The organism is Pseudomonas sp. NPDC090201 (assembly GCF_044746825.1).
Classification (GTDB): domain Bacteria; phylum Pseudomonadota; class Gammaproteobacteria; order Pseudomonadales; family Pseudomonadaceae; genus Aquipseudomonas; species Aquipseudomonas putida_AD.
This window is the reverse complement of sequence record NZ_JBIVCX010000011.1, coordinates 113,210-128,060: the sequence shown is the minus strand read 5'-3', so window position 1 is coordinate 128,060 and position 14,851 is coordinate 113,210. Positions and strand designations below refer to the sequence as shown.

13 protein-coding genes, 4 tRNA genes and 1 pseudogene are annotated in these 14,851 nt (G+C 61.4%); 12 read left to right on the top strand and 6 right to left on the bottom strand.

Translation table 11 applies throughout. The annotated features are described in order from the left end of the window. Positions 1–89: 89 nt before the first annotated feature. Complete coding sequence (locus ACIPOO_RS22670; protein WP_400609961.1) at positions 90–704, bottom strand: FMN-dependent NADH-azoreductase; 615 nt, start codon at positions 702–704, stop codon at positions 90–92. A gap of 196 nt (positions 705–900) precedes the next feature. Between ACIPOO_RS22670 and ACIPOO_RS22665 the strand changes: the two genes are divergently transcribed. Then, on the top strand, positions 901–1,353 hold the full coding sequence (locus ACIPOO_RS22665) for a carboxymuconolactone decarboxylase family protein (protein ID WP_400609959.1): 453 nt from the start codon (positions 901–903) through the stop codon (positions 1,351–1,353). A 91-nt stretch (positions 1,354–1,444) separates the two neighbouring features. Then, a complete protein-coding gene (locus tag ACIPOO_RS22660) occupies positions 1,445–1,765 on the top strand; it encodes a multidrug efflux SMR transporter (protein ID WP_274130201.1) in 321 nt (106 codons plus the stop codon). Between the two features lie 186 nt (positions 1,766–1,951). Here ACIPOO_RS22660 and ACIPOO_RS22655 read toward each other — a convergent pair whose 3' ends face one another. The 3 genes from ACIPOO_RS22655 to ACIPOO_RS22645 all read right to left on the bottom strand — a co-directional run bounded on the left by ACIPOO_RS22655 (position 1,952) and on the right by ACIPOO_RS22645 (position 5,001). Further along, complete coding sequence (locus tag ACIPOO_RS22655; protein WP_400609957.1) at positions 1,952–2,206, bottom strand: hypothetical protein; 255 nt, start codon at positions 2,204–2,206, stop codon at positions 1,952–1,954. Between the two features lie 199 nt (positions 2,207–2,405). Beyond that, entirely contained in the window at positions 2,406–3,896 is a 1,491-nt protein-coding gene (locus tag ACIPOO_RS22650) for a DHA2 family efflux MFS transporter permease subunit (RefSeq protein ID WP_400609997.1), read from the bottom strand. A 49-nt stretch (positions 3,897–3,945) separates the two neighbouring features. Beyond that, complete coding sequence (locus ACIPOO_RS22645) at positions 3,946–5,001, bottom strand: HlyD family secretion protein (RefSeq protein ID WP_400609955.1); 1,056 nt, start codon at positions 4,999–5,001, stop codon at positions 3,946–3,948. 384 nt (positions 5,002–5,385) lie between these two features. Here ACIPOO_RS22645 and ACIPOO_RS22640 point away from each other — a divergent pair, with 384 nt between their 5' ends. The 10 genes from ACIPOO_RS22640 (at position 5,386) to ACIPOO_RS22595 (ending at position 11,531) form a co-directional block, all read left to right on the top strand. Continuing rightward, positions 5,386–6,315: a hypothetical protein gene (locus tag ACIPOO_RS22640; RefSeq protein WP_400609953.1), complete on the top strand. Its 930-nt coding sequence runs from the start codon at positions 5,386–5,388 to the stop codon at positions 6,313–6,315. Between the two features lie 78 nt (positions 6,316–6,393). Beyond that, on the top strand, positions 6,394–7,875 hold the full coding sequence (gene gltX, locus ACIPOO_RS22635; protein WP_400609949.1) for a glutamate--tRNA ligase: 1,482 nt from the start codon (positions 6,394–6,396) through the stop codon (positions 7,873–7,875). Positions 7,876–8,109: 234 nt separating this feature from the next. Further along, positions 8,110–8,185 (top strand) — tRNA-Ala (locus ACIPOO_RS22630). 85 nt (positions 8,186–8,270) lie between these two features. Next, positions 8,271–8,346 (top strand) — tRNA-Glu (locus tag ACIPOO_RS22625). Between the two features lie 53 nt (positions 8,347–8,399). Continuing rightward, positions 8,400–8,475, top strand: a tRNA-Ala gene (locus ACIPOO_RS22620). Positions 8,476–8,527: 52 nt separating this feature from the next. After that, positions 8,528–8,603 (top strand) — tRNA-Glu (locus ACIPOO_RS22615). Positions 8,604–8,875: 272 nt separating this feature from the next. Then, a complete protein-coding gene (locus tag ACIPOO_RS22610; RefSeq protein ID WP_274130197.1) occupies positions 8,876–9,415 on the top strand; it encodes a TetR/AcrR family transcriptional regulator in 540 nt (179 codons plus the stop codon). An 83-nt stretch (positions 9,416–9,498) separates the two neighbouring features. Next, the gene (locus ACIPOO_RS22605) at positions 9,499–9,939 is read left to right on the top strand and encodes a thioesterase family protein (protein WP_274130196.1); all 441 of its coding nucleotides are present in this window, start codon (positions 9,499–9,501) and stop codon (positions 9,937–9,939) included. Positions 9,940–10,013: 74 nt separating this feature from the next. Beyond that, entirely contained in the window at positions 10,014–10,973 is a 960-nt protein-coding gene (locus ACIPOO_RS22600) for a tRNA-dihydrouridine synthase (protein WP_274130195.1), read from the top strand. 114 nt (positions 10,974–11,087) lie between these two features. Beyond that, positions 11,088–11,531 (top strand): Hsp20 family protein, encoded by a 444-nt coding sequence (locus tag ACIPOO_RS22595; RefSeq protein ID WP_274130194.1) that lies wholly within the window; start codon positions 11,088–11,090, stop codon positions 11,529–11,531. A gap of 162 nt (positions 11,532–11,693) precedes the next feature. Here ACIPOO_RS22595 and ACIPOO_RS22590 read toward each other — a convergent pair. Beyond that, positions 11,694–13,781 (bottom strand): annotated as a pseudogene (locus tag ACIPOO_RS22590) (putative bifunctional diguanylate cyclase/phosphodiesterase); the annotation flags it as partial. Positions 13,782–13,868: 87 nt separating this feature from the next. Next, on the bottom strand, positions 13,869–14,762 hold the full coding sequence (locus ACIPOO_RS22585) for a LysR family transcriptional regulator (RefSeq protein ID WP_400609946.1): 894 nt from the start codon (positions 14,760–14,762) through the stop codon (positions 13,869–13,871). Positions 14,763–14,851 lie beyond the last annotated feature (89 nt).

Below are 14,851 nucleotides of genomic sequence, written 5' to 3'. Positions count from 1 at the left end.
GCGTACTCACAGGCGTGTCGTGGGCAGGCTGCACGGCATTCCCATTGTGGGCGACCGGCACCGCTTGCGCCAATGCAGGCCAGTTTCGATCAGGCATGTCGTGACGAGGCGAAGTGTGCGTGCAGCGCTTCATCGGCCTGGTTCCTGGCTTCGTCGATGGCCTGGGGTCCCATTGCGGTGCCCTGTACCGAGAAGAGTCTCAAATCGTGCAGGCCGATCATGTTCAGCACGTCGCGCAGGTACGGCGTCAGGTAGTCCGGCTGTCGCGCACGCTCCCCGGAAAACCGCCCTCCGGACGCGATGGCGATGAACACGGGCCGGTCCGGCAGCAGGGCGGTCTTGCCTTGGGCGCTGATGGTGAATGTGCGGCGCACCCGGGCAACGTGGTCGATCCAGGCTTTCAGGGCCGATGGCAGGCTGAAGTTGTGCATCGGGGTACTGATGACCAGCACATCGGCCTGTTCCACCTCGGCGATAAGCTGGTCGGACAACGCCAGGGACCCGCCTTCTGACACATCGGCGGTGGACTGCTGGGACGTCGCGTAGCTGCCATCGACATGAGGCAGGTTCTCGCCGCTCACAAGCCGGGTTACCACCAGGGCCGAAGGTTCGCGGTTCAACAGGCGCTCGATGATGTTGCGGGCCAGGCGGCTGCTCTCGGACGCAGGTCCCCGGGGACTACAGCTTACGTGCAGGATGTTCATGTCTGACTCTTGATGGGTGAATCGGACCTGCACGGTAAGCGGCCCATGCCCCAGCCAAAAGAGCCAAGAACCGACAGATGGACTGGGCCAAATCCGGGCATCAGTGGACCAGTCCGAAATGCAGATCTTGGACCTTTAGCGCTGGGCCAAGACACTCGAACATGGCGCCTCCATTCAGCCCCTTCGAGGCAATTTCATGAGCAATCGCATCAACTATTCCGCCGTGTCGCCAGACATCTACAAAGCCTTCGGCAACGTCTACGGTTCAGTGCTGCAGTGTGGGCTGGCCAAAGAACTGGTTGACCTGGTCTACCTGCGCGTTTCCCAGATCAACGGCTGCGCATTCTGCATCGACATGCACTCCCGCGACCTGCTCAAGCAAGGCCTGAGCGTGGAGAAACTGGTGCTGGTGCCGATCTGGCATGACGCCGGCCAACTGTTCACTCCGCGTGAGCAGGTTGCACTGTCCTGGGCCGAAACCGTCACTCGCGTTGCCGAAACCGGCGTTCCGGATGCCGACTACCGGGCGGCGCTGGCCGAGTTCGGCGACAAGGGCCTGGCTGACCTGACCTATGCCATCGGCCTGATGAATGCCTTCAACCGCTTCGGCGTGGCTTTCCGCCCGGCACCGGCTGCGGTCAACGCCTGAACCTCGGGTGACCGTGCCCGCCGGCGCGGTCATCTTGTCTCTTTGCCCGCCCGGTGACTGGCCCGGCGGGTCGCCTTGCGGGTATACAAACATGGCATGGGTTTTATTGAGTCTGGCCGGGCTTCTGGAAATCGGATTTGCCCTGGCGATGAAAGCGTCCGAAGGCTTCACCCGCCTGACCCCGGCGCTGTTCACCGTGGGCGCGGGCGTTTCCAGCGTGATCATGCTGTCGATGGCTTTGCGCACGCTACCGGTGGGCACCGGCTACGCCGTCTGGACTGGCATCGGCGCGGCCGGCACCGCGATCGTCGGCATGGCCCTGCTCGGCGACAGCGCAGCTCCGTTGCGCGTGCTGTGCATCCTGCTGATTCTGGCGGGGGTTATCGGGTTGAAACTGGTGTCGGCGAGTTGATGGGGAAGGGGGGGGCCGTGTTCACCGCATAACCCGTAGCAGTCCGGCTTGCCGGCGGCAGCGATCTTGAAGCCGCTACGCCGGCAAGCCGGACTGCTACAGAGTCGCGCAGGTAGCGTTCACCGCGGACCCGTAGCAGCACGGCTTGCCGGCGGGGGCGTACTGGAACTCGCCGCCCAAGCTCGATCAATACCGCTGAAATTGCGAACCGAACTCAGAGCGCACCTCGGCCACGGTCTCGGCGTTCTTCGCGTCGAAGGTGACCGATGCGGTCTGGAACGCTTTCAGGTGATCGGCGCCATCAGCGGCGACCTGCTCCTGTGTGACCGGGGCGCTGATCTGGGCGCCCTGGTACTGCTTGAGGTGCTCTGCGCCATCGGCGGCAAACACGTTGGCGGCCAGGACAGACAGGGCGATGCTGAGAAGGATCTGACGTTTCATGGTGTGAACTCCTGCAATGGGTTTTCAAGGTTTGGTTAGCGTCGCCGTTGAAGTGGGCTGCGCTGTTCGACGTGCCTAGTAAACCGTGCAGGTGTATCGCGTCTGTGTCCGGGATCGGGCGTGAATGCGGGTGGATGTATCTCTGGAATGGCTGTACACAGAGCGATACAAAAAGACCTGCGCACACCCCATGGCTCCTTCAGTGAGCCTCACCCGCCTTGATCCCCACCGGCAATTTCTTGGTCAGCATCACCGCCACCATACTGATCCCCAACGCCAGTGCGACGAAATGGAATGCATCGTTGTAGGCCATGATCGCGGCCTGTTGGTGGGTGATTTCGCTGAGCTTGCCCAGCGCGGCGGTTTCGTTGCCGAGGCGGTCGGTGAGTTGCGCCAGGCGTTCGGCGACCTGCGGGTTGGCCGGGGAGATGGATTCGCGCAGGTAGTCGAAGTAGGTCTTGGTCCGTGCATCCAGCAAGGTGGCCAGCAGCGCGATGCCGATGGCGCCGCCCAGGTTGCGCAGGATGTTGAACAGGCTGGAGGCCGAACCTGCGTCCTGAGGCTGGATGTAGGACGTGGCAATCAGCGAGATAGTGACCATGATCATCGGCTGGCCCAGCGCGCGGACGATCTGGATGTGGTTGAACTGCGGCCCGGCAAAGTCCGGGTTGAGCACCCCCGAGAGAAAACTCGCCGCGCCGAACAGGCCGAACCCCAGCGTGCACAGCACCTTGGGCGGGATGATTTTCATCAGTTGCGGCACCAGCGGGATCAGGAACAGCTGCGGGATCCCCATCCACATGATGACCTCGCCGATCTGCTGGGCGTTGTAGCCCTGGATCTGCGCCAGATACAGCGGCAGCAGGTAGACCGAGCCGTACAATCCCACCCCCATGCCGACGCTGGAAATGCTCGACAGGCCGAAATTGCGATTGCCAAGAATGCCCAGGTTGATCAGCGGCCGGTCCTTGGAGAACTGGATAATCACGAAGGCGATCAGGCTGAGCAGGGCGATGCTGCCCAGGGTGACGATCAGGCTCGATTCGAGCCAGTCCTTGCGGTGGCCTTCTTCGAGAAACACCTGCAGGCAGCCCAATCCCACACCCAGGGTGACGATGCCGGCGTAGTCGGTGCTCTTGAGCAGCTCCCAGTGCGGCGCCTTCTTCTCAAGGCCGTACATCAGTCCCGCAATCATCACCAGCCCGGGCGGCACGTTGATGTAGAAGATGTATTCCCAGCCGAAGTTTTCCGTCAGCCAGCCGCCCAGGGTGGGGCCGATGGAGGGGGCGAAGGTGGCGGTCATGGCGAACAGGGCCATGCCCTTGGCGCGATGATGTTCGGGCAGCTTGATGAGGGTCAGGGTGAACGCCAGCGGAATCAGCGCGCCACCGGTGAAGCCCTGCATGGCGCGGAACACGATCATGCTTTCCAGGCTCCAGGCCATGGAACACAGCAGCGACGAGGCCAGAAAACCCAGTGACACCCACACCGCCAGCCTGCGGGCCGAGAGCAACTGCACCAGCCAGGCGGTGAGCGGGATCATGATGATTTCCGCCACCAGGTAGGACGTGGAAATCCACGAGCCTTCTTCCAGGGTGGCTGACAGCGCGCCCTGAATGTCCTTGAGCGAGGAGTTGGTGATCTGGATGTCGAGCACCGCCATGAAGGCGCCGAGCATCACGCTCATCACCGCGATCCAGTCGCGCCGGGTCGGTTCGCCGACCGGGCGGATCAGTTCATCACCGGCCACTGTCGGCCTCGTGCGCTGGCTTGATGTCCACCGCGACGGTCACCGACATGCCGGGGCGGATCTTGCCGTGCAGAGGGTTGTCCGGCGCGAAGGTGAGCTTGACCGGGATGCGCTGCACGACCTTGGTGAAGTTGCCGGTGGCGTTGTCCGGCGGCAGCAGGCTGAACTGCGCCCCCGAGGCGGCGAACAGGCTGTCGACCCGGCCCTGGATCGGTGTGCTGGGGAAGCTGTCGAAGGTCAGTTCGGCGCGCTGGCCGATCTGCATGTGTTCGATCTGGGTTTCCTTGAAGTTGGCCTGCACCCAGATGTCCTCGTCGGGCACGATGGACAGCAGGTAGGCGCCGCCCTGTACGTACTGGCCATTGCGCGCCGCGCGCTGGCCGATCATGCCGCTGATGGGCGAGTGGATTTCAGTGCGACTGGAATTGATTTCAGCTTGGGCGAGATCGGCGCGGGCGCTGGCGATCTGTGCGTCCAGACGCTTGATCTCGGCGCTCAGGGCCATCACTTGCTGGCGCTGCCCCTGGGCATCGGCCTGGGCCTTGCTCACCTGAGAACGGGCGACGCTGCTGTCGGCGGTCATGGTGGTGACCTGTGCTTCCGACACAAAGCCCGGCTTGCGCAGCTTTTGCAGGCGTGCGAGGTCTAGTTGCGTGCGCCCCAGGGTCGCCTGGTTGGCCTGCACTTGTGCGTCACTGGCGGCGATCAGGCTCGATTGTTGTGTCAGTTTGCTTTGCGCCTGCACCCGCTCGGCTTCACGGGTCGCGAGGGTAGCCTGGGCCCGTTCGACGGCCAGCCGGAAATCGTCCGGCTCCAGGCGCACCAGCAACTGGCCCTTGTCCACGTGCTGGTTATCCTGCACCAGCACCTCGCTGACACGCGCCCCCAACTGGCTGGAAATCCGCGTGATTTCGCCCTGCACGTAGGCGTTGTCAGTGGTTTCGACGAACCGCCCCTTGAAATACCACTGGGCGAAAAAGGCGAGGGCGATCAGCAGGACCACCACGAGAAAGATGAACAGGCGGCGTTTCAGTTGGGCAGGCATGGTCGATCCGTCGAAGGCGGCAGGCAGGGAGCCAAAAGATGGATCATCAACGGGACGAGAGTTACCGGCAAGCGGCATTCACGCCGTTAATGGCTGGTAATCCGCTTCTCTCTGCCCTGGTAGTGGCCACTGATCGATGCACAGTCAGCGATAAGTTAAAAGTCCGTGTCCCCAGCCGCTTATTAAACTTTTGATCGCTGTAGGGCTGTTCAATGTTGTTAGAGTATTTCGCGATTAGAAAATTTGCTGATAGCTGGAAGGTGCCTCAATCCGTTGTTTGTGCGGTGAAAAACATGGGCTGACTGTCATTTCTGACAGTTGTGGCGCTGAACTAAGGGGGTGTAGTGTCTGGTTGGGTTAAATGGAATTTTCCGGAGCGATCAAATGACCAGATATCATATTCTGTTCTTGTTGCTGTTATTGGCTGGATGCGCAACTTCACCTGAGCCGTCATTGAATCAGGCGCCAGAAGTAAACAATGGGCCACAAGTGCTTGCCGATTTACGCCGCCTGTACGCAAGCACCCCTGTCAATTGCGGATCAGACACACGGCCCGGCTTTCTGTGCAGCGGCATCATCATGCGGGATGCGGATTATTCAACCAGCTTTCACGCCTGGGATCCTAGCCCCAAGCAGATTGCAAAAGGCGGCGTGTCGTTCGTTTATATTCGAAAAGATTCCAAGTTCCTGACGTACCCCGCGTTCACTAAAGGCTACATCATATTCCCGGAGTTTGAGCGACCTCCGAATAAAATGCCTCTGATGATCGAATGTCTTTTTCCTATGGATGGAGGTACCGATCCAAGAAAGGATCATGGCTGCGGGCCAAGCCCAGGCCTTTCGGATAGCGACCGTTGTCACAGGTTACAACCTGCGGTGAATACAGCGCCTCAGTGGATCGCACATTATTTCAAGGCCGGTGTGGTCAACAGGAGGGGCCACCAGTGCGCATTCAGCGTTCCCAATAGCGCCAATCAGCACGCGGGTCCGAGTTTCAATGCGGCATTGGCGTCAATGGCGTTATTGAACAGGAATTATCAAGACACATCCTTCAAAGAATGGAACGAGATGCTCGTCAACGTCTGGGCGCCGGGCCTTGGCCACTCACTTCCGATCAAGGCCTTTTGGTATCGCACTAACGGTCAGACCAATGGACTGGCGGACGGCCAACGCATTCAGCACGATTTTCTGTGTTCCGCGACGGGTGGGCGTGTCCTGCTTCCTCTCATCAGGGTGCTACTGCCGCGTACGCCCAATGAAGATGTTCTGTTCGAATACAACCAGGCCGATCAATCGACAGCACCGTGCAGGTAAAACCACGCGAACCGGCTAGAGTGCCAAGGGGTGGCCTGCTACCATCCGCCCCTTGATCCATTCTGCTCGAGATTTTTCATGACCACCGTTCGTACCCGCATCGCGCCATCGCCTACCGGCGACCCCCACGTTGGCACGGCTTACATCGCGCTCTTCAACTATTGCTTCGCCAAGCAGCACGGCGGCGAATTCATCCTGCGCATTGAAGACACCGACCAGCTGCGCTCGACCCGCGAGTCCGAACAACAGATTTTCGACGCCCTGCGCTGGCTCGGTATCGAGTGGAGCGAAGGCCCGGACGTTGGCGGCCCCCACGGTCCGTACCGTCAGAGCGAACGCGGCGACATCTACAAAAAATACACCCAGCAACTGGTCGACGCCGGTCACGCCTTCCCGTGCTTCTGCACCGCCGAAGAACTGGACCAGATGCGCGCCGAGCAGATGGCCCGTGGCGAAACCCCGCGCTACGACGGCCGCGCGCTGCTGCTGTCCAAGGAAGAAGTCGAGCGCCGCCTGGCCGCTGGCGAGCCCCATGTGATCCGCATGAAGGTGCCGAGCGAAGGCGTGTGCGTGGTGCCGGACATCCTGCGTGGCGAAGTCGAAATCCCGTGGGACCGCATGGACATGCAGGTCCTGATGAAGACCGACGGCCTGCCGACCTACTTCCTGGCCAACGTCGTCGATGACCACCTGATGGGCATCACCCACGTGCTGCGCGGCGAAGAATGGCTGCCGTCGGCGCCCAAGCTGATACTGCTCTACGAATACTTCGGCTGGGAAAAGCCGGCACTGTGCTACATGCCGCTGCTGCGTAACCCGGACAAGAGCAAACTGTCCAAGCGCAAGAACCCGACCTCGGTGACCTTCTACGAGCGCATGGGCTTCATGCCCGAGGCGATGCTCAACTACCTGGGCCGCATGGGCTGGTCGATGCCGGACGAGCGCGAGAAGTTCTCGCTGCAGGAAATGGTCGACAACTTCGACCTGAACCGCGTCTCCCTGGGCGGCCCGATCTTCGACATCGAGAAGCTCTCCTGGCTCAACGGCCAGTGGCTGCGCGAGCTGCCGGTGCAGGAGTTTGCCGCGCGTGTGCAGAAGTGGGCGTTCAACAGCGACTACATGATGAAGATCGCGCCCCACGTACAGGGCCGCGTCGAAACCTTCAGCCAGGTCGCGCCGCTGGGCGGCTTCTTCTTCGCCGGTGGCGTGACGCCGGACGTGAAGCTGTTCGAGCACAAGAAGCTGTCGCCCGAGCAGGTGCGACAGGTGATGCAGTTGATCCTGTGGAAGCTCGAATCCCTGCGTCAGTGGGAGAAGGACCGCATCATGGGTTGCATCCAGGCGGTGGTCGATCACCTGGCGCTGAAACTGCGCGACGCCATGCCGCTGATGTTCGCCGCGATCACAGGGCAGGCCAACTCCGTGTCGGTCACCGACGCGATGGAAATCCTCGGCCCGGACTTGACGCGCTACCGTCTGCGCCAGGCCCTGGACCTCTTGGGTGGCGTGTCCAAGAAAGAAAACAAGGAATGGGAAAAGCTGCTCGGCGCCATTGCCTGAGTGGTGAGCGCCCCTGTTGCCTCGCAGCCGTGCGCTGCGACAGGGGCGGCAACCCCCTGCTTTTCTTGGGGAAAGCCGGGGGAGGGCGGTAAGTGATTGTTATCCCGGAAATTTTTTTTGAAATTTGTTTAAAAAAAGTTTGACAGGTACCCGGGTCGCACTTAATATGCGCCCCGTCCACACGGCAACACGGAAAACACAGCGGCAACGCAGCGTGATCCGAGAGTGTAATGTGGGGCTATAGCTCAGCTGGGAGAGCGCCTGCATGGCATGCAGGAGGTCAGCGGTTCGATCCCGCTTAGCTCCACCAAATTAGAAGCTTCAAGGTTGGCTACACTGCCTTGAAGTTTGTACCGCGAATCGGAACCAGCGCCGATAGGGTACACAAGGGTTACGTCCCCTTCGTCTAGTGGCCTAGGACACCGCCCTTTCACGGCGGTAACAGGGGTTCGAGTCCCCTAGGGGACGCCACGTTTCACCGAGTGATGCCGCAAGGTTGATCTCCGCCGCGAGGCGATAAATCTGGGGCTATAGCTCAGCTGGGAGAGCGCCTGCATGGCATGCAGGAGGTCAGCGGTTCGATCCCGCTTAGCTCCACCAATTTCGCCAGGGTTCGTTGTGTTGTTTGAACGAACCTGACAGAAGGTTTTGCGTCCCCTTCGTCTAGTGGCCTAGGACACCGCCCTTTCACGGCGGTAACAGGGGTTCGAGTCCCCTAGGGGACGCCACGATTACTCGCTCTGCGAGACCAAGGGTCATTCGATTATTGAATGGCCCTTTTGTTTTTCTGGGGTTTTAATTTCCCTGTCTCCCCCGATCACCGTAGCAGCACGGCCGGGCGGCGCTCCGCTTGCCGGCGTGGCGGTGTGTCAGGCGAAGAGTCTTTCAATGACCCACCGCTACGCCGGCAAGCCGGACTGCTACGGATATTGGGGTGTGCGTGCCTCTTGCCTTCGCCGATGATGCAGATAATATTACTGCCATCATCCGGGAGGCGGACATGAACGACAAAAAAGCACAAACCCGCGAACGTATCCTCGGTGCTGCCAGTGCGGCGCTGATCGCTCGCGGTCCGGTCGAGCCCAGCGTCAACGAAATCATGGGCGCGGCAGGGCTCACGGTCGGTGGCTTCTATGCCCATTTCGACAGCAAAGAAGCCTTGATGCTTGAGGCTTTCAATCAATTGCTCAGCGAGCGGCGCCAGATGGTCGCCACCATCGACGACCAGCTTCCGGGCGATGAACGCCGGGCCTTGCTCGCTGCCTTCTACCTCTCGCGCAAACACCGCGACGCCGAAGACCACGCCTGCCCGCTGCCGACGGCGATAGGGGAGATGGCGCGGCTGTCGGATGATTTTCGCGACGCCTTGGCCGAGCACATTGAACTGATGGTCGCGCAACTGGCCGCAAGCCCCGAAGAAACCGACAAGACCCTGGCCGATATCGCCCTGATGCTGGGCGGCCTGGCGCTGGCCCGTGCGCTGGGGCCGTGCGAAATGTCCGACCGGGTGCTGCGAGCGGCCAAGTCGGCCGTGCAGTAAGGCGTTAGCGACAGATCCGGGCCATCCACCAGCGCTTTTCGTTACACTGTCCGCCGAATCAATTCTTGAGGACAGGAGCGAGCATGGTCTGGGATCTGGCAACGCCATTCGTCATCGATCTGCAAGTGAGCGACGACGACATCGACGGATTGGGGCACGCCAACAATGCGGTGTACGTGACCTGGCTTGAGCGCTGCGCCTGGCGCCACTCGCAGCAGCTGGGCCTGGACCTGACCGAATATCGACGCCTGGACCGCGCCATGGCCGTGGTACGCCATGAAATCGACTACCTGGCCAGCGCCTATCTGGAAGATGAGCTGCAACTGGCCACCTGGATCGTCGATTGGGACCAGAAGCTCAAGATGACACGTCGTTTCCAGCTCCGGCGGCCAAGCGACGGCGTGACGCTGCTGCGGGCGCAAACCACTTTTGTCTGCATTGAACTGTCTACCGGCAAGCCCAAGCGCATGCCGACCGAGTTCATCGAGGGCTATGCCCCTGCGCTGCAGATGGCCGTTTCCTGACGCCCGGCGCGTCGAGATCGTTTCCAATCGACGCGCCACTGCGTAAACTGCCGGACTTTTTTCGAGTGTGACCCATGCAAATTGCCCTGGCGCCGATGGAAGGCCTGGTCGACGACATTCTGCGCGATGTGCTGACTCAAGTAGGCGGCATCGACTGGTGCGTGACGGAATTCATCCGCGTCACCGAGCGGCTGTTGCCTGAGCACTACTTCCACAAGTTCGCCTCCGAATTGCTCACCGGCGCGAAAACCCGCGCCGGCGTGCCGCTGCGCGTTCAGTTGCTGGGTTCTGATCCTGTGTGCCTGGCGGAGAACGCGGCCCTTGCCGCCGAGCTGGGGGCGCCGGTCATCGACTTGAACTTCGGCTGCCCGGCCAAGACGGTGAACAAGTCCCGGGGTGGCGCGGTTCTGCTCAAAGAGCCCGAGCTGCTGCACTCGATCCTCAGCCATGTGCGCCGCGCCGTGCCTGCGCACATTCCGGTCACGGCCAAGATGCGTCTGGGCTACGACAGCACCGAACCTGCCCTGGACTGCGCCCGTGCCCTGGAAGCCGGCGGCGCCGAGCACATCGTGGTGCACGCCCGCACCAAGGTCGATGGCTACAAGCCGCCGGCGCATTGGGAATGGATCGGCAAGATCCAGGACGTGGTAAAGATCCCGATCATCGCCAATGGCGAGATCTGGACCGTGGACGACTGGCGCCGCTGCCGCGAGATCTGCGGTGCGCGGGACATCATGATCGGTCGCGGACTGGTGGCGCGCCCTGATCTGGGCCGGCAGATCGCCGCGGCCGAGGCCGGGCGTGAAGTCGTCGAGATGACCTGGCAGGAGCTGCAACCGCTGCTGCGGCATTTCTGGCTGCAGGCCATGGCCAAGATGACCCGCGTCCAGGCGCCGGGCCGGCTCAAGCAGTGGGTGGTGTTGCTGACCAAGAGTTACCCCGAAGCCACGGTGCTGTTCGATTCGCTGCGCCGGGAGACCGATTGCGAGCGCATCAGCCAGATGCTCGGCGTTACGCAGCCTGAGGCGGCCTGAGAAAATTTTTCATAGCGACTCTTGAAACAGAAGTGACCGTCCTTATCTAGGGATTACGCGATGCCGAAGTCGGGTCGCGGATACAAACACTTGCTGATTATTCAGGAGATTCACATGACTACCGCATTTTCCCTGGCTCCACTGTTCCGCTCTTCCGTGGGCTTCGACCGTTTCAACGACCTGTTCGAATCGGCCGCCCGTAACGAGTCGGCCAGCAGCTACCCTCCCTACAACGTCGAGAAACACGCAGATGACCAGTACCGCATCGTCATCGCGGCTGCGGGTTTCCAGGAAGAAGACCTCGAGCTGCAGGTCGAGAAGGGTGTGCTGACCGTCACCGGCAGCAAGCGTGACAAGGCCGCCGAAGGCGTGACCTTCCTGCACCAGGGCATCGCCCAGCGCGCGTTCAAGCTGTCGTTCCGCCTGGCCGACCACATCGAAGTGCAAAACGCAGCGCTGGCCAACGGCCTGCTGAACATCGACCTGCTGCGCCTGGTGCCTGAAGAGGCCAAGCCAAAGCGCATCCAGATCAACGGCCAGAAAACCCTGGCGCATTGATTTCAGGTTGATACGAGAAAAGGCACCCTGCGGGGTGCCTTTTTTGTGCCTGCCCACTACCGACTGTAGGAGCGCGCTTGCCCGCGACCGCGGTGTGTCAGACGACAGATGCGTCACAGACACACCGCGGTCGTCCGAATGCGGCCCAGACCAAGCGCGCTCCTACAGGGGGTGTTTTCCACGCGACAACAACAACCCTTCAAACCCCGCCACGCTCAGCGGTTCGCTGAACAGAAACCCCTGATACAGATGGCAGTCAAGCTGGGTCAGGAAATCCAGTTGCTCCTGTTGCTCCACCCCTTCGGCGATGATGGACAGGTTCAGGCTGGCGGCCATGGCCACGATGGCGCGCACGATTTCGGCGTCGTTGGGGTCGGTGGTGGCGTCGCGCACGAAGGACTGGTCGATTTTCAGCGCATCCACCGGTAGCCGCTTGAGGTAGGTCAGCGACGAGTAGCCGGTGCCGAAGTCGTCCATGGCGAAACTGACCCCCAGTTCCTTGAGCTGCAGCATCTTGGCGATGGTGTCGTCCAGATTCTGGATGACGATGCCTTCGGTGATCTCCAGCTTGAGCATGTCGCGGGGCAGTTCGCAGGTGCGCAGGCTGTTCTCGACGCGCTCGACGAAGTCGATCTGACGGAACTGCCTGGGGCTGATATTCACGCACAGGTTGAAGTCATGGCCGTCGATCAGCCCCTTGCGGATCAGTTCGCCGCCGGTCTTGCAGGCCTCTTCCAGAATCCAGTTGCCGACCTCGAGGATCATGCCGCTTTCTTCCATGACCTTGATGAACTGGTTCGGCGGCAGGTTGCCCAGTACCGGGTGCTGCCAGCGCAGCAGGGCTTCGGCGCCGACGATACGGTTGCCGCGGGTGTCCACCTGGGGTTGGTAGCTGAGGCTGAATTCGCCCCGGGCCTGGGCCTGGCGCAGTTCGTTTTCCAGGCGCAGCCGGTCGCTGGCGGCCTTTTGCATGGTGTCGTGGAACATCTGCGTGGCGTTGCGCCCGGCATCCTTGGCGCGGTACAGCGCGATGTCGGCGCGCTTGAGCAGGTCGGCCGGGGTTGAGCCATGATCGGGAATCAGCGCCACGCCAATACTGGGCGTGACCTGCAACCGGTGCCCATCGAGAAACATGGGTTCAGCGAGCAGCTCGCGCAAGGTGTCGGCCAGACGCGCCACCTGATCGATCACCTCGTCGCGGGTGCCTTCCAGGCCGCTGATGAGCACCACGAACTCATCGCCGCCCAGCCGCGCGACGGTGTCTTCCATGCGCACGCTGGCCTCCAGGCGCGCGGTGATGATTTTCAGCACGCTGTCGCCCACCGGATGGCCGAGGGAGTCGTTGATGTGCTTGAAGTGGTCCAGGTCCAGGAACAGCAGGGCCCCGCGCAAGTCGTGGCGCTTGAGCAGGGCGATCTGCTGGCTCAGGCGGTCCATCAGCAGGGCGCGGTTGGGCAGGTTGGTCAGGGGGTCGTGGTAGGCCAGGTGCTGGATCTGCGCCTGGGCGTTCTTCAACTGGCTGATGTCCCGGGCGGTAATCAGCAGGCAGGCGGTATCGTTGAGCTCCAGCGGGTCGATGGACACGTCAACGGTGATGAGCTCGCCATTCTTGTTGCGCCCCAGCAGCTCGCGGTTGCGCACCCGGCCATAGTCCTGGACTTCCTGAATCAACCGTTCGCGCTGGGTGATGTCGGCCATGATGACGAATTCGAACACCGTGTGGCCGATCACGTCGCTGGCGCTGTAGCCCGACAGCCGGGAAAAGCCGTCGTTGACCTCGATGTAACGCCCCGTGGCTTTCTCGGTGATGATGATGGCGTCCGGGCTTGAGTGAAAGGCCCGGGCGAATTTCTCCTCGCTGGCCTTCAGGGCCTGCTGCGCACGCTTGTGTTCGGTGGTGTCGATGAAAGTGCTGAGCAGGTACAGACCGTCGCTCAGCTCGATCTTCTGGGTATACAGGGTGCCGTCATGGGCGCTGCCCTGGCGCCCCTGCCACTGGGTTTCCAGGTTGGCCGGCAGCGGCGAGGCAAAGGTCTTGTCCAGCGCCAGCTGGCGTTGTGCAGGTTCCAGCCACAGGCCGATGTCGAGGGTGGTGCGGCCCACGCAGTCCTTGAGCGGCCAGCCAAAGGTCGTTTCGAAATGCCTGTTGGCATTGCAGATCAGCCCGTCTTCGAAGCGGGTCAGTAACACGACGTTGGGGCTGAGGTTGAAAAGAGTGGCGAAGTGTTTCTCCGACTCCTTTGCGGTCAGGGCCAGGCCGGTCAATTGAAACATCGAGTTGTCTGCGGTTGTGGGCATGTGATCACGAGCCTTGAAGGCATAAAGCCGGTAAGTCGATCAGTGAGCTTCACCGCTCAGGACATTCGCCTGGGCATCCAGCAGCGCCATGAACGCTTTTGCCGCGTTCGACAGCGTGCGTTCCGTGTGGACAATGTAGCCTAGCTCGCGGCGCAGCTGTATGCCCGGCAACGGAATACGTGCAACTTGTTCGTCCAGCATGGTTCTGGGCAGCACACTCCATGCCAGGCCGATGGATACCATCATCTTGATGGTTTCCATGTAGTTGGTGCTCATGGCGATATTGGGCTTGATCCCCTGGGCTTCGCACAGGCCACTGACGATGTGATGGGTAAAGGTGTTGCCGCCGGGAAACACCGCCGGATAGCCCGCGACATCGGCCAGGCTGACGTTTTCGATGTTGGCCAGCGGATGCTCGGGCGCGGCCACGAACTCCAGCAGGTCGTCCCAGACCGCCACCGCCTTGACCGATGAATGCGGCTGGGGTGCCAGAGTGATGACCGCAAGCTCGGCGCGGCCGTGGAGGATCTCGTCGTAGGCGACCTCCGAATCGAGAAACTCGATATCCAGCGCGACATTGGGGTAGGTGCGGGTGAATGTCCTCAATAGTGGGGGCAAGCGGTGCAGGCCGATGTGATGGCTGGTGGCTAGGCTCAGGCGCCCGGTGACCTCGCCGGTGAGGTTGGTCAGCGCCCGGCGGGTGTCGTCCAGCACGTTCAGAATCTGGTAGGCCCTGGGCAGCAGCGCCCGGCCGGCCTCGGTCAGGTTGATCTCGCGGCCCAGCCGGTCGAACAGGCGCACATTCAATTGTTGCTCAAGCCCTGCGATACGCTTGCTGATGGCCGGTTGCGTCAGGTGCAGGCGCTCGCCCGCTGCAGAGAAGCTGCCGGTCTCGGCGATGGCAATAAAGGCGTTGAGGTTGGCCAGGTCCATCTCGAATTCCTGTTGGTTATCCAAAGCATGAAAATTATGAATTTGAGTTATTTAAGCATATTCCATAGCATCTCCCTCACAAGCCAAGG

What these genes read in the sequence shown, in the direction of transcription:
- ACIPOO_RS22665 (WP_400609959.1), top strand. Translation starts at nt 901, where the DNA reads ATGAGCAATCGCATCAACTATTCCGCCGTGTCGCCAGACATCTACAAA.
- ACIPOO_RS22605 (WP_274130196.1), top strand. Translation starts at nt 9,499, where the DNA reads ATGGTCTGGGATCTGGCAACGCCATTCGTCATCGATCTGCAAGTGAGC.
- ACIPOO_RS22595 (WP_274130194.1), top strand. Translation starts at nt 11,088, where the DNA reads ATGACTACCGCATTTTCCCTGGCTCCACTGTTCCGCTCTTCCGTGGGC.
- ACIPOO_RS22600 (WP_274130195.1), top strand. Translation starts at nt 10,014, where the DNA reads ATGCAAATTGCCCTGGCGCCGATGGAAGGCCTGGTCGACGACATTCTG.
- gltX (WP_400609949.1), top strand. Translation starts at nt 6,394, where the DNA reads ATGACCACCGTTCGTACCCGCATCGCGCCATCGCCTACCGGCGACCCC.
- ACIPOO_RS22640 (WP_400609953.1), top strand. Translation starts at nt 5,386, where the DNA reads ATGACCAGATATCATATTCTGTTCTTGTTGCTGTTATTGGCTGGATGC.
- ACIPOO_RS22670 (WP_400609961.1), bottom strand. Translation starts at nt 704, where the DNA reads ATGAACATCCTGCACGTAAGCTGTAGTCCCCGGGGACCTGCGTCCGAG.
- ACIPOO_RS22585 (WP_400609946.1), bottom strand. Translation starts at nt 14,762, where the DNA reads ATGGACCTGGCCAACCTCAACGCCTTTATTGCCATCGCCGAGACCGGC.
- ACIPOO_RS22660 (WP_274130201.1), top strand. Translation starts at nt 1,445, where the DNA reads ATGGCATGGGTTTTATTGAGTCTGGCCGGGCTTCTGGAAATCGGATTT.
- ACIPOO_RS22655 (WP_400609957.1), bottom strand. Translation starts at nt 2,206, where the DNA reads ATGAAACGTCAGATCCTTCTCAGCATCGCCCTGTCTGTCCTGGCCGCC.
- ACIPOO_RS22610 (WP_274130197.1), top strand. Translation starts at nt 8,876, where the DNA reads ATGAACGACAAAAAAGCACAAACCCGCGAACGTATCCTCGGTGCTGCC.
- ACIPOO_RS22645 (WP_400609955.1), bottom strand. Translation starts at nt 5,001, where the DNA reads ATGCCTGCCCAACTGAAACGCCGCCTGTTCATCTTTCTCGTGGTGGTC.